The organism is Thermococcus sp. PK (genome assembly GCF_000430485.1).
GTDB lineage: Archaea > Methanobacteriota_B > Thermococci > Thermococcales > Thermococcaceae > Thermococcus_A > Thermococcus_A bergensis.
Map to the genome: position 1 here is coordinate 241,932 of NZ_KE387149.1, position 13,078 is coordinate 255,009.

Annotated in this window: 14 protein-coding genes and 2 pseudogenes; 5 read left to right on the forward strand and 11 right to left on the reverse strand. The window is 41.9% G+C overall.

The features are described 5' to 3' along the window. Window positions 1-82 (reverse strand): helix-turn-helix domain-containing protein (locus THEPK_RS12940; RefSeq protein WP_304412536.1); only part of this gene is annotated, 82 nt, incomplete at its 3' end. 448 nt (window positions 83-530) lie between these two features. Between THEPK_RS12940 and THEPK_RS03190 the strand changes: the two genes are divergently transcribed. Then, window positions 531-1,139 carry an IS607 family transposase gene (locus tag THEPK_RS03190; RefSeq protein WP_042698282.1) on the forward strand — a complete coding sequence of 203 codons (609 nt, stop codon included), beginning with the start codon at window positions 531-533 and terminating at the stop codon, window positions 1,137-1,139. Continuing rightward, window positions 1,120-2,298 (forward strand): RNA-guided endonuclease InsQ/TnpB family protein, encoded by a 1,179-nt coding sequence (locus THEPK_RS03195; protein ID WP_042698286.1) that lies wholly within the window; start codon window positions 1,120-1,122, stop codon window positions 2,296-2,298. Before THEPK_RS03190 ends, THEPK_RS03195 begins: the two co-directional genes overlap by 20 nt. Before the next feature lie 30 nt (window positions 2,299-2,328). On the opposite strand, the gene THEPK_RS03200 is transcribed toward THEPK_RS03195, so the two are convergent. The 5 genes from THEPK_RS03200 to THEPK_RS03220 form a co-directional block, all read right to left on the reverse strand. Then, window positions 2,329-2,850 carry a hypothetical protein gene (locus THEPK_RS03200; RefSeq protein WP_225807190.1) on the reverse strand — a complete coding sequence of 174 codons (522 nt, stop codon included), beginning with the start codon at window positions 2,848-2,850 and terminating at the stop codon, window positions 2,329-2,331. A gap of 49 nt (window positions 2,851-2,899) precedes the next feature. Continuing rightward, window positions 2,900-3,907, reverse strand: a complete 1,008-nt coding sequence (locus tag THEPK_RS03205) for a hypothetical protein (RefSeq protein ID WP_225807189.1) — start codon at window positions 3,905-3,907, stop codon at window positions 2,900-2,902. After that, window positions 3,870-4,862, reverse strand: a complete 993-nt coding sequence (locus THEPK_RS03210; protein WP_042698292.1) for a DUF4855 domain-containing protein — start codon at window positions 4,860-4,862, stop codon at window positions 3,870-3,872. The genes THEPK_RS03205 and THEPK_RS03210 overlap by 38 nt, the downstream gene beginning before the upstream one ends. 87 nt (window positions 4,863-4,949) lie before the next feature. Next, window positions 4,950-5,327 (reverse strand): hypothetical protein, encoded by a 378-nt coding sequence (locus THEPK_RS03215; protein ID WP_042696758.1) that lies wholly within the window; start codon window positions 5,325-5,327, stop codon window positions 4,950-4,952. 50 nt (window positions 5,328-5,377) lie between these two features. Next, a complete protein-coding gene (locus THEPK_RS03220) occupies window positions 5,378-5,800 on the reverse strand; it encodes a hypothetical protein (RefSeq protein ID WP_042697966.1) in 423 nt (140 codons plus the stop codon). Window positions 5,801-5,814: 14 nt separating this feature from the next. Here THEPK_RS03220 and THEPK_RS12500 point away from each other — a divergent pair. Both THEPK_RS12500 and THEPK_RS03235 read left to right on the forward strand, forming a co-directional pair. Next, window positions 5,815-6,681 (forward strand): annotated as a pseudogene (locus THEPK_RS12500) (IS982 family transposase). Between the two features lie 130 nt (window positions 6,682-6,811). Then, on the forward strand, window positions 6,812-7,795 hold the full coding sequence (locus THEPK_RS03235; RefSeq protein ID WP_042698302.1) for a hypothetical protein: 984 nt from the start codon (window positions 6,812-6,814) through the stop codon (window positions 7,793-7,795). A 63-nt stretch (window positions 7,796-7,858) separates the two neighbouring features. Here THEPK_RS03235 and THEPK_RS03240 read toward each other — a convergent pair whose 3' ends face one another. The 5 genes from THEPK_RS03240 to THEPK_RS12385 form a co-directional block, all read right to left on the reverse strand. Then, window positions 7,859-8,335 carry a flavodoxin family protein gene (locus THEPK_RS03240; protein ID WP_042698305.1) on the reverse strand — a complete coding sequence of 159 codons (477 nt, stop codon included), beginning with the start codon at window positions 8,333-8,335 and terminating at the stop codon, window positions 7,859-7,861. Between the two features lie 515 nt (window positions 8,336-8,850). Next, window positions 8,851-9,045 (reverse strand): hypothetical protein, encoded by a 195-nt coding sequence (locus tag THEPK_RS03245; RefSeq protein ID WP_156882134.1) that lies wholly within the window; start codon window positions 9,043-9,045, stop codon window positions 8,851-8,853. A gap of 120 nt (window positions 9,046-9,165) precedes the next feature. Beyond that, window positions 9,166-9,294: a hypothetical protein gene (locus THEPK_RS13650; protein WP_255346944.1), complete on the reverse strand. Its 129-nt coding sequence runs from the start codon at window positions 9,292-9,294 to the stop codon at window positions 9,166-9,168. A 152-nt stretch (window positions 9,295-9,446) separates the two neighbouring features. Next, complete coding sequence (locus tag THEPK_RS12380) at window positions 9,447-11,102, reverse strand: ABC transporter ATP-binding protein (protein WP_052315880.1); 1,656 nt, start codon at window positions 11,100-11,102, stop codon at window positions 9,447-9,449. After that, window positions 11,095-12,432: a radical SAM protein gene (locus tag THEPK_RS12385; protein WP_052315881.1), complete on the reverse strand. Its 1,338-nt coding sequence runs from the start codon at window positions 12,430-12,432 to the stop codon at window positions 11,095-11,097. Before THEPK_RS12385 ends, THEPK_RS12380 begins: the two co-directional genes overlap by 8 nt. 268 nt (window positions 12,433-12,700) lie before the next feature. On the opposite strand from THEPK_RS12385, the pseudogene THEPK_RS03260 reads away from it, so the two are divergent. Next, window positions 12,701-13,078, forward strand: a pseudogene (locus THEPK_RS03260) (IS982 family transposase); the annotation flags it as partial.

Here is a 13,078-nt window from a genome sequence, read left to right on the forward strand (position 1 = left end):
CTTCCGTCTTGATTTTCCTGATTAATGTTGGCTTGCTAATGCCAAGGAGCTGTGCCGCTTTTCCCGTCCTATAAAGCTTCATACTGCACACCCCTATTACAAACAATGACACAAAATATATAAACTTTACGATTTTAACCATTTAGAAAACAGCCCCTGGAATGTGGGGATACAAATGGATCAAGTATTTGATTAAGATAGAGGTTGTGGATTACAACTTCTTGGGAACTTACGAGAGCGAAGGCTATCCGGATGATGCATATATTGGTGAAAAGCCATGAGGCCATTTAGGATTGTGGAACCGCTGTAAGTTCCACAATCCTAAATGGCCTCATGGCTTTTCACCAATATATGCATCATCCGGATAGCCTTCGCTCTCGTAAGTTCCCAAGAAGTTGTAATCCACAACCTCTATCTTAATCAAATACTTGATCCATTTGTATCCCCACATTCCAGGGGCTGTTTTCTAAATGGTTAAAATCGTAAAGTTTATATATTTTGTGTCATTGTTTGTAATAGGGGTGTGCAGTATGAAGCTTTATAGGACGGGAAAAGCGGCACAGCTCCTTGGCATTAGCAAGCCAACATTAATCAGGAAAATCAAGACGGAAGAGATTAAAGCATACAGGGTCGGAAAAGAATACAGAATTCCAGAAAGCGAGATTAAAAGACTCCTCGAAGGCAAAACCCCCGACAAGGTTGTAATTTACGCCAGAGTATCAAGCAGAGACCAGAAAGAAGACCTTGAAAGACAGGTCGAATACCTCAAAAACTACTGCGCATCAAAAGGCTACCAAGTTGCAAAAATCATAACAGACATTTCCTCAGGACTGAACGAGAACAGGAAGGGGTTAAAACAGCTCTTCAAACTCATTGAAAGCGGGGAAATAACAAAAGTCGTGATAACTTACAGGGACAGGCTCACCCGCTTTGGATTCAAATACCTTGAGCAATACTTTAACTCTCACGGGGTTGAGATTGAAGTAATCTTTGATGATGAAGAGAAGACACCGGAAAAGGAACTTGTTGAGGACTTGTTAGCCATCGTAACCTCTTTTGCTGGAAAACTCTATGGTGCCCGTTCTCACAAGAAAAAACGCCTTGTCGAGGCGGTAAAGAATGCCCTCAGAGACGATTAAACTCACGGCAAAATTCAAACTCAAAACAGAACCTGAAGGGTTAGAAGACCTCTTCTCCCTTTATCAGGAAATCGTGAACTTTTTAATCACCTACGCTTTTGAGAACAACATCACGAGCTTCTACCGGTTGAAGAAAGAGACGTACAAAAGCCTTCGGGAGCAGTACCCAGAACTCCCAAGCCACTACATTTACACGGCCTGCCAAATGGCCACCTCAATCTACAAGAGTTACAGGAAGAGAAAAAGACGAGGAAAAGCTAATGGAAAACCAACCTTCAAGAAAAAAGTGATAATGCTTGATGATCACCTCTTCAAACTCGACCTTGAAGGAGGATTTATTAAACTCTCAACTCCAAGTGGAAGGCTGGAACTGGAGTTTTATCGTGCAAAGTACCACGAGAAGTTTAGGGAGTGGAAAATAGGACAAGCCTGGCTGGTTAAAAATCCAAAAGGAGTTTTTCTCCACGTGGTGTTCTCAAAGGAAGTTGAAGTCAGAGAGTCAAAAGCCGTCGTTGGTGTGGACTTGAACGAGAATAATGTAACCCTCAGCCTTCCAGATGGGAACTTTATCCAGATCATTACACACGAGAAGGAGATTAGGACTGGTTACTTCGTAAAGAGGAGGAAGATTCAGAGGAAGCTTAGGGCTGGAAAGAAAAGGGAAGAGCTTCTGGAAAAGTATGGGAGAAGGGAGAGGAACAGGCTGAATGACCTTTATCACAAATTGGCTAACAAAATCGTTGAATTAGCTGAAAAATACGGTGGTATTACCTTGGAGGACTTAACGGAAATCAGGGATTCGATAAGGTATTCGGCTGAAATGAACGGTCGCTTGCACAGGTGGAGTTTTAGAAGGCTTCAAGCCATTATCGAGTATAAAGCCAAGTTGAAGGGTGTGAGTGTCGTTTTTGTTGATCCTGCTTACTCTTCATCCCTGTGCCCGATATGTGGGGGGAAGCTAGTCCCGAATGGGCACAGGGTTTTAAAATGCGAGTGTGGTTTTGAGGCTGATAGGGATGTGGTCGGCTCGTGGAATATTCGCTTGAAAGCCCTGAAGATGTGGGGAGTTTCCGTTCCCCCCGAAAGCCCTCCGATGAAGACGGGAGGAGGGAAGCCTACCCGTTACGAAATTAACGCCCTACACGCACTTTACTGGTAGGCAGAACGGGCTAAGCTGAAGCCCTAAGCGTCACCCAAGTAAAGCAATCCACAAATCTCCTTTTTCGACATGCATGAAGATAAAGGTTAACGTATCTCCGTTTGGGAGTTTTATGGATTTGGAACTAACCACGACACAGAACGAATCCAGCTGGAATGGGACATACCAGTAGGTGAAAGAACTTATCATTGCACTCCCTTTGTAAATTTTGAAGTCAATTTCATGTCCCCCGGTTGTTGTGAGGTTCTTTAGTTGCTCCCAGATAATTTTGTACTCCCCACTGTTCGCCTCTCCAGAAAAACTAACGTTCCAGATGCCCAGAACAGTGTATCTGTATATCTTGCCGCCCAGCTTGAGGGTTGTTCCATTTAGGACGGTCATGTTCAAATACTCTGGCTCGCTCCAAGGGGCTAAAGGCTTCTTTAAAGTTGTGTTGCATTCTTTAATGTTTTTCTTAGCCTCAGTGAGAAACGCCGTGACTTCCTGAGCCGGTTCCGGATGAGAGGAATGGCCTGTCGAAGCCCGGTTTATGCATAGAGACGAAAAAACCACCAAAGAAATTAAAAAAATTGAGAGAAATGCTTTCATTCTCACTACCCCTTTAGTTGTCCTTTACTTGGTGCAACTTTTTTAGAACCAACGGCATGATCATTAAGAGAAGCAAAGTGCCGATACCACATATCTCCTTCTTATTTTTTTCTGTTTGAGCTTGGCTGGGATTACACTCCGGAAGTTCTTGCATATCCGTGCTCATGTCAAGATGTCTTAGATTCTCTCCATCATAGAAGAATACAAGTGGCAACTCCGAAAGGAAACTGCCTTTCTCAGCCCTAATCTCGCCAGGATAGTAGATGAGAATCCCTCCATCAACGGGCAGTGCATATAGGGCAGAGAGGGCTTTGGAAAGCTCCTTGCCCTCAAAAAAGTCTGAGAAATGCCTTTCAAACTCGAAAACGGGAATTTTGTAGTTTGAGTTCGGAAAAGTTACGAAGCCGTCATGAATTTCTCCTCTGATACCCTCCAGACTCCTCCTATTCTCCGCGAAGAAGTAGTCCAAAACGGGGCTTTCCGTGCAGTTGGACACCACCGTGCCGTTCTGAAGCTCCACTCTCGTGCAGTTCCACGCCAAGTCAGCACATCCCTCAAAGCGGTAAACCCTCGTCTCGGTCTTCTGGGCGGTAATCGTAAAGTTCCGGGCTTCACCGTTGATAATCAATGTAATATTTTTGTAGGGAATAATTTCCTCCCTGCGCTGCAGAATATAAAAAGTCCCATTAATCTCAGCCATTATTGAAGGCTCGCCTAGTAGGAGATTGCTTCTTCCCAAAAAGAGCAGGTTGCTTCCATTGAAAAGATAGTAGAGGTCGTATTCCCCATAGGGCATGTTACGCCTAAGTGTCTCCTCCCCCGCAACCCTCTCGCATATCCATTCAGAATGGTGCACAATAATAAATGCATACCCATTGCCTGGCAGGATTGAGGTTATCGAATATGTTTCGTAAGGTTCACAGGTCTCACCGGAAACTAAGGGTAGAACAAGCAGCAAGACTAAAAACGAGATTCTGAAATGGTTATACATAATTATCCCCCAATCTTCTAGTAAATCCATTCATTTCACTAATAACATTCAGGTCAATGCTGAGATAATATGCTCTGTTCGGATATAAACCTCCCAAGACATCCTTCTGTGCTTTAGTGTAGGGGTATGCTATGGTTTTAGCTTCAGTTGTGTACTGGCTTAAACATTCTGGACTAAATGTTGGGGCGCAGTATTCAAGAAGGGAAATCCTAAAGTTTTCTTCTAGGTGTGTATGATCAATATAGTAAAAGAGCAAACTTTGATCGGCCTCCATTTCTATATAGATGTTGAATGCATCGTTCTCATTCTTTAGATTCTCAAGTTTTGTTAGCCACTCTTTAAAAACTTCATAAGTATATGGGATGTAATCATTAGCTCCCCTTGCAATAGCTCCTCGTTGGTAGTAGTTAGGTTGTACAAAGACATAGTCGAAGAGGCCTGCAAGACTGAAAATATTGGTTTTCTCGAGTACCAATGTACACGCTGAGGGTATCCATATAAGCTTCTTGTTTAAGTTTCTCACATAAGCTGATATTTCTTCAATGTCTTCCTCATACACTGTCCCATCGCTCACTTGCCATGCATCCTCTAGGCTCCAGTAAAATCCCTTTAAATTTCCTCCAGTCGAATCTAAAACTCCATCAATCCATCCTTTCCAGTAGGACACCCCTCTAACACCCTTGCTGGAGATATTTGTATTATTCAATATGGGGATAGAAGCAAAATAGTCAATAGCACCCTCGAAATGTCTGTTTAACCAGCTTCCAAACTTGTTTCCATCATAATATCCATCATTATATGAATATCCTTGTTGTGGAGTGCCCTTCCCTTCACCGTCAAGAACTACTGCATAATTGAACCCCAACTCTTTAAAGTTATCAATGGTTGCAGGGATACCCTGCCAATTTTCATCTCTTCCTTTTATCATTCTTGACTCGTATTCACCTCCATTCCACTTGACCCACCATAATCCAAAGTTTGCCATGTGGTATCACCACTGAACCCTAGTTCCCATTAGATCGTTAGAGTTATAAGCACTTAAGTCTTTTGGTTGATTGGGGCGTGTTTAGTTTCACCCCCTGTTATTTAAACAGTATTTGACTCTGAGGAGGATTTTCAGACCATAACACATTACCCCAAGCAGGATTCGGGTTACAGTAGTCTTTTTCAGAAAACAGGGGATCCTACTGCCAAACCACGTTGTAAACGCACCCCAGAACCCCTCATGAGGATTCCTATGCCTGTACTCTTCTTCAGAAAACACTCTGTCTCTCTTCTTACTACCAAAACCACCTGGAGCGTTCTTAGTTTTCTTAACAATCGGCCGATAACCCTTTTCCACCACAGTGTTCAGAACTTTCTTTGAATCATAAGCCCCATCAGCATAAAAATTCCCAGAACCCCCCGGCAGGAGTTCAATCAGCTCGTTCTCAGAAGTTGTGATCTTCACAGCAACCGGATACAGTAAACCCGGCAGGATTCTCGTTATTGCCTGAACTTCTATCCTACCCTTTTTTTATTTGTGATAATGGTTGAGTCTGCTTGAGTGCTGGCGTAGGGTAATTTCTGGAGTTTTTTCAGGAGGTGGTTTGTCAGTTCTTCGAGGTTCAGCTTTTTCTCCCAGTTGTGGAGGGTTGAGTAGTGAATGTTTGCTCCGAAGAATTTTCTGCCGTAGTGCTGGGCGTCTCTGAGGGGTAGGTTGTAGTATTGTTTAAAGAGGAGTATTGCCAGTATTGTTTTTACTGGAAATTTTTTGGATTTTGGCAGGTTCTTCAGCTTTCCTTCTGATTCGAAGTCTGCTAAAACGTCAAGAATTGCGAATGCCACGCTTTCAGGGTCTTTGAGTCTGTGATCCCATCTGGGGATCACGACAACCACCTGAAAGAATTCAGCAAAAACCCTAATAAAGGTTACTATAAACACGCCCTGGTTGATTGGTGGTTGTATTGAGTTTTCAGAGGGAAATCCTGATCATAAAATCCGAAATCTACCCGATAGTCAGCAAACACTACCCGAAAAACACTCGCAGGGAAATAATCAGCCTCTACGACCTGATAACCTTCGCAATACTAGCACACCTGCACTTCGGAGGAGTTTACAAACACGCTTACGGAGCCCTAATCGAGGAAATGAAACTGTTCCCAAAAATCAGGTACAACAAACTAACAGAACGCTTGAACAGGCACGAAAAACTTCTGCTCCTAGCGCAGGAAGAATTATTCAAAAAACACGCCAGAGAATACGTTAGAATACTGGACTCAAAACCCATTCAGACCAAGGAGTTGGCCAGAAAAAACAGGAAGGAGAAGAAGGGTTCTTCAGAAATCATCTCTGAAAAGCCCGCAGTTGGGTTTGTTCCCTCTAAAAAAAGTTTTACTATGGGTACAAGCTGACCTGTTACTCTGATGGGAACCTGTTGGCTTTGCTGTCCGTTGATCCGGCGAATAAGCATGATGTGAGTGTTGTCAGGGAAAAGTTCTGGGTGATTGTTGAGGAGTTTTCCGGCTGTTTTCTGTTTTTGGATAAGGGGTATGTTAGCAGGGGGCTCGAGGAGGAATTTCTGAGGTTTGGCGTTGTTTACACGCCAGTAAAGCGGGGGAATCAGGTTAGTAATCTGGAGGAGAAGAAGTTTTACAAGTACTTGTCTGACTTTCGCAGGAGGATTGAGATTTTTTAGGTTTTCTGAGTTTCTTCTGAGGCCGAGCAGGAGTGTTAGTTTGAGGGGGTTAGCTGTCAGGATTTTAGGGGCGATTCTGGCCGTGAATCTGGACAGATTATACAACTTCACAGATGGTGGGAACTAGGGTAAAATTCATTACTCAGCTTCTCCTGTTTGGAGCATCTTGCTTCCAAATATCTCCATCCCCCGTTGCCGAGAAAATTATGGACAAAACTATTAAGTCTTCTGCCCAGTATTAATCCTTGGTGACATCTATGAGCAAACTGATGGTTTACGTATGTGGGAATGGAGAAAGAGAGTACTGGAAGCATGCATACAAGGCTGAAGAGCTAATACTCAAACTTTCTGAGTCGCCCATAAGCATGGAAAACGCTTTGCAGCTGGTAGATAAGGAATCCTTGAATTACTTCCTTTGGGAGAGCTTCTTAAAAGAAGAAAGTGGGCAGATTAAGCTCAACTTCTGCTTTACACCATGGGAAGACGTTTTGAAACTTAGGGAGATTGGAGTTAAATATGGAGAAGCCTTAGCAGAATATTTAATTAAAAACTTTAAGTGGGTAGATGATGACCTGAAAAGATTGAACTGTTTGAGATACTCAAAGCTAGAATACCTCCGTTTTGCTGTTGTTGGTTGCTACGCCTTAGATTTGAAGTTCCTAACCATGCTGGAAAATGAATGGGGCGAAAAGAGGAAGTTCATTCCTTATGCCCGTGAAATTAGAGGTGACTGGGGAAAGATTGCAAAGGACTTTTACTGGGGCTGTCATTCGGCAAAGTTTGGAAATTACATGTTCTACTCCTTTGGTAATCACACTGGCTCAAGAAACGCTTTTCCCGACTTAGTCTGGTCTGGAAAAGCAGAGGAAGATGAAGCAGAAGCTTTAGGCAGGGCACTCGAAGAATTCCACAAAAGTGGAAAAACAAGTGAAATTTTAGAAAAATACGAATATGTTGGAGTTCCGTTCTTTGATAGAGATGATGGGAAGATAGCGTGGGAAGTTGCTAGTAGAGTTGCAAGCGAAGTAAAAAGACTTGTGACTGAAGTGGAAGAGCTGAAAGAAAATTTAAGCAAATTGAGAGCAAGCCAGTGGTGTTCTTTTGAAGAACTGTTCATTGAAGCTTGGCACTGGATTTTTGGATGGACAAACAACGTTTTAATTAAGGAAGACTATTTTGCAGAGCCCGAAGAAAGTGGAGATGGGGGGAGGTACGTTAAGTGGGTGTCCTTTAGTGCATAAGATTCGCAATCTCCACAATTCTCTTTGCTAAATAATCAACCAGCATTTGAGTTTTTGAGTTATTTATGGTTTCCCCTTTTTTTGATATCCCGGCACAATAACGGCACCAGCAATTATAGCTTGAGCATCTAAGATTAGCGAAGATGTTAGAGTACAGAGAGCTTTTACACCGCCTAAGTTTGAAACAATCAACAGAGCCACGACTTTATTTTTTAAATAGTTCTCAAGAAAATCACGCTCCAACAAAGCCTTCAGCTTAGAAGGAACGTCCATATTGTAAGTTGGCGTTCCGATGACTATTACATCAGCACTTTTCAACACTTCAAAGAGCTTTACTCTCTCATCAAGGGCATCGACTTTGCATGCATTCTCTCTTAAGCATTCAGCACTGCAGAGCTCACCACATGCTTTTATATCGAAATCGTAAAGGTGTATTATCTCTTTTTGCCAATTTGTTGATAGTTTCTCTAAAAGTAAAGAGATGGCTTTTGATGTGTTTCCTTCCTTTCGGGAAGAGCAACAAAGAGCGATGAGTTTCATATTTTATTTCCTCCTTTTTTACTTGTTTTCATCAATTCCTCCCCTCCAATAATGATTATCAGGATTAAGTTAAAATCCATATGCTCTATGGATATACCTCCGAAAATTGAGAACTAACAGCCAAAGTATGAACACAGCAATCCATACTCGCTTCATTTCCTAATCCCCCTCTTTTGGAAAGGTAAAGTGTGCTGAAGTGAAAATACACCTAACCGTGCTCCGCTCCTTAACCACTTCAGGCTCCTTTTTGAGATCTTTTTTAAAGAGGACTGTCAGTGAAAGTTTTGAAATTTTCCCACTTTTCAATTATGGATCTCATAATATCCCTTTCTTTAAAAGCTCAATTCTCATATGCTTTTTCCTTCACTTTTGACCACACCCGCCACAAAAATTCTATCACTGAATTTTTTTAACAACTTGAACCCACCCATTCTCCCAGAGATCTTTTCTCCAAAGAAGCTCCCCCTCTTTACTTATTTTTATCAGAATTGCCTTTCCATCAAGTTCTCCACCTGCTAAGCAACGTAGAACTCCCTATCATGTTCGCCAGCTAAAAGAATTCCCTTCTCAGCGCTGACGACATCGAAGATCACACCATTGACAAGAGCTTTCTTTTCTAAGACTTCACTCTCGTTATTGACCTGTATGAGATTAATCTTCCAGCCATTCTCATCTTTGGAGCTTCCGATCAGCATAATACTGTCATTCATCGGCAAAATCCAGTACTTCCTCTCCCAGATTTTGTCCCCATTTTCGTCCACCTTTGTAGGCCTTCGACTACTATTGAATGTCCCTCCTAGTCATCTTTGCCGCCATAAAATTTAACCCATTTAAGATCTCCCCTTCCTGTTCAGCTTGAGAGGTACGATTTTGTAGTGTTCACCGATGATCATGGCACCCCTGTTGACAGCTACTCCGGCAGTAAGAACGGTCTCCTTTTCGAATTTGTAGGACCACATGTCTCTATCCAAAATTACACAATTTAAAACAGTTTAAAAGCTTTTATTAATGAAGTGTGTGGTTCAAGGCACATATTCTTCCAGAGTTGTTTTTCCCAGAGGGTTTCGCTGAAAGTTTCTAGGGATGCAGTACTTTTATGTTTCATCTTCAGTTAGCCTTTTTGCTGCTCTCTAAAGAGTTCACGATACCTCTGGCACGACTGAAGCAACTCATTGTGCCGTCCTCTGCATGTCACCATGCCCCCGTCAAGCACCCATATCTCTTCCATTTCCCTGACGGTTGAAAGTCTATGAGAGATGACCACCACCGTCATATCCATCATCTTGAGCCTCTCTAGGATTTTTGCTTCAGTTTCCGAGTCTATGCCCGAAGTTGCCTCGTCTAGGATAAGTATTTTCGGTCTTCTAACCAATGCTCTTGCCAGAGCAATTCGTTGCTTCTGCCCGAGTGAAAGGTTCTTGCCGCCTTCTTCAATTAGAGTGTTCATATCAATGCCCCCAAGCTCAACGAGCTCAAGCAATTTTGCAATATCATTGTCATTAACGTTCATGCCCAGAGCAATGTTTTCCTTAACAGTCCCTGTAAAGAGATGGGGGGAAGAGGGTATATATATGAGAGAATTACCTAAAATGGAAGATGGATGACAGCCTCCTATGCTCACAGTGCCCTTTGTTGGGCTTAGTATTCCTGCAAGAAGCATGGCTAATGTTGTTTTTCCAACACCTGATGAACCTACAATTCCAAGTTTCTTTCCATAAGGTATTATAGCTGATATGCCCCTGAGCACTTCTTTCTCGTCATCAAAGGAAAAGTGAACGTCTTTAAGTGTAATATCGAAGGAGTATGGATTACATGCAGACCTTTCTGAGGACTCCCCTATTTCGAGTATTCCCCATATCCTGTTCAGAACTGGAATTGCCCTTTGATATGCGCTCCATAGAAACGCAAAGCGCTCTATGGGGTAGTAAACTTTTCCTAGATATGAGAAGACAGCAATGACGACGGAGAGTGGGGCCATTTCCTTCTTAACAAGCAGAAGGCCTGCAAGAAGTATGGTCAAAGGCAAGATAGTTGAGAGGTATGACTGGAGACCATAGTTTGCCGTTTGATAGAACGCCATCTTCTTTGTCGCCTCGACCCATTCATCGAGATTTTTGGATATCCTAGAGATGAGATACTCAAAGGCGTTCAGAGCTTTGGCATCCAGCCTGCCATCAAGTCCTTCCTTGAAAGCGGTAACTGTCTTTGAGTATTTTTCCCTCTCATTTGATGAAGCAATCTTCAATCTATGGACAAATGCCCTCATGGAGAAGCCATATATCGGCATTGTGATGAGTGTGAGTAATCCCAGATAAACGTTGAGCTTGAAGACGACAAAAACGGCCATAGCGAGAGAAAATCCCTCAATTATTACAGCAGGTATAAGAGACATTCCAAGTCTGCCTACTATTTCGGTATCTGATTGAATCCGCGAAAGGGCATCCCCAGGTTTTATGTTTTCTGCGTATAGGGTTGAGATAAAAAGCCTTCTCTTCAGCCATGCTGCAGCTTTGGTCTCGGCAAAGTTGCTTATGAAACCAGCATAGAGGTATATTACAGTAGAAAGTGTGTAAAGACCAAGTATAATCCCTATCTCCCTAAGTATCTGGGAAAGTGTTAACATTTCAAGCTCATCCAAGAGGTTCCTTAAGTAAAATGGAACCATGGCAGAAAGAATCGTTGATATAACTCCCAGTACAACGAGCAGGAGCATGTATTTCTTGTGCGCTCTCCCAATCTCCATGAGTTTTCGGAAGTTCTCACCCAACTATAGTCCCCCCGAGGGTTTCTATGACTTTCTTCATATCCCTAGTAGCAACATTGTATAGTATGTGCTCAAATGCCCTCTCATAGGCCCTAGGATACTTAGGAACGTACGTACCGTTCACTTTTTCTTTTAAATGGATTCTACAGAAATCACCAAGATTGCTAAACCAAGCGTCATGCAATTTCAGCTTTGACATAGTAAAATGTTCTGCTGCCCTAGACATTTTCTCCGTTAAGAGTTTTGTGAAATCTTTGTCTTTTATATTTCCTAAATAAAATCGCCTGTCTAAGTACGTTTGATGGCATGGATACACATCTCCATCGTGAAATACAGTTATCCTCAGAGGCATCTCGGAACATATGTACGTTTTCACATGATATTCTGGATCGAGAATCTCCCTAAGAATTCTACATATGCCCATTTCTTTTATTGGTATACCCTCTTCCCATTTGTCAAACAGATAATCCACTAGTTCCTTCAAGAATTCCTCAATTTCCGCTTCTTTTAATGCATATTTATCCCTAATAATGTTATTTTGAAATTGCACTGGCGGAAGAACATACCCGACTACAAATGTCTTTGAATATTTACTCAAATGAGACAATATGTCACGTATGGAATATTTCTGAATGTAATTTCTGGCATATGTTACTTCTAATGCTAGTTTGATACCCCTCTCATTTAGCAGTTCTAGTCCTTTTATAATATCTGCGTATGTGCCTTTCCCATTTTTATACTTCCTATTCAGGTCGTTTACTACTTGGGGACCATCAACGCTGACCGTTACTTCAAAGTCATACTGGGTAAAAAAATCAGCAATTCGCCTATTAATTAACGTTCCGTTAGTTACAATACCATATCTGAACTTGTATCCATTGATGTCAGCATATTCCACCAACTTCTCTATTGAATCGAAGTTTAATAATGGCTCGCCACCATAAAACTGAACAGTGCCCACTCCTAGTTCATTTGCTATGTCTAGGGCTCTTTTCCCTAGTTCTATTTTAAGTATACCTGGCTTTGTGTATGTACCCTCAAATGCGTAGCAATATGCGCATTTCATATTACAGGTTTGAGAGACCATTAAAACCATCATGTTTGGATTAATCTCTGCAGGCACTATTATCGGATTTACATTCTCACGTTTTGAATCTAACGTTTTTTGGATTTCCAATAGCATCTGCCTCTCACTTAATGTCAATGGAGCATTCCGTTTAATCTTGTTTATGACCTTAACTTCTTTAGAATCTAAAATTAATAATGTCTTGCTCAGGGGATCAAAGCCCATATACTTGTTTTTTATTTGAAACGTATGAATAAAACCCACCATAGTTATCCCCCGGTTTAGGGTTTAAAAATAAAAAATAACAATAAAATTATAGCGTCATTTTCCAGTTCCAACCTTGTCGCAACAACATGCAAGACCAACACCACCAGCACTTGGGGCAACTGGAGGTAGCTTTGCTTTTAGTTCTACAACTTCCATACTTCGCCACCCCCTTGATTTTTTGCTTCATTGTTGCCTCGGCATACTTATTTAAACCCTAGTTCCCATTAGATCGTTAGAGTTATAAGCACTTAAGTCTTTTGATTGATTGGTGGTTGTATTGAGCTTTCAGAGGAAAATCCTGATCATAAAATCCGAAATCTATCCGATAATCAGCAAACACTACCCGAAAAACACTCACAGGGAAATAATCAGCCTCTACGACCTAATAACCTTCGCAATACTAGCACACTTGCACTTCGGAGGAGTTTACAAGCACGCTTACAGAGTCCTAATCGAAGAAATGAAGCTGTTCCCCAAAATCAGGTACAACAAACTAACAGAACGCTTGAACAGGCACGAAAAACTCCTAGCTCCTAGCGCAGGAAGAATTATTCAAAAAACACGACCAGAGAATACGTTAGAATACTGGACTCAAAGCCCATTCAGACCAAGGAGTTGGCCAGAAAAAACAGGAAGGAGAAGAAGG

Excerpts from the sequence above, each read along its gene's own strand:
- THEPK_RS12385 (WP_052315881.1), bottom strand. The coding sequence starts at position 12,432 with ATGGTGGGTTTTATTCATACGTTTCAAATAAAAAACAAGTATATGGGC.
- THEPK_RS03205 (WP_225807189.1), bottom strand. The coding sequence starts at position 3,907 with ATGGATTTACTAGAAGATTGGGGGATAATTATGTATAACCATTTCAGA.
- THEPK_RS13650 (WP_255346944.1), bottom strand. The coding sequence starts at position 9,294 with ATGTGGTCCTACAAATTCGAAAAGGAGACCGTTCTTACTGCCGGAGTA.
- THEPK_RS03210 (WP_042698292.1), bottom strand. The coding sequence starts at position 4,862 with ATGGCAAACTTTGGATTATGGTGGGTCAAGTGGAATGGAGGTGAATAC.
- THEPK_RS03195 (WP_042698286.1), top strand. The coding sequence starts at position 1,120 with ATGCCCTCAGAGACGATTAAACTCACGGCAAAATTCAAACTCAAAACA.
- THEPK_RS03235 (WP_042698302.1), top strand. The coding sequence starts at position 6,812 with ATGAGCAAACTGATGGTTTACGTATGTGGGAATGGAGAAAGAGAGTAC.
- THEPK_RS03240 (WP_042698305.1), bottom strand. The coding sequence starts at position 8,335 with ATGAAACTCATCGCTCTTTGTTGCTCTTCCCGAAAGGAAGGAAACACA.
- THEPK_RS03245 (WP_156882134.1), bottom strand. The coding sequence starts at position 9,045 with ATGAATGACAGTATTATGCTGATCGGAAGCTCCAAAGATGAGAATGGC.
- THEPK_RS03190 (WP_042698282.1), top strand. The coding sequence starts at position 531 with ATGAAGCTTTATAGGACGGGAAAAGCGGCACAGCTCCTTGGCATTAGC.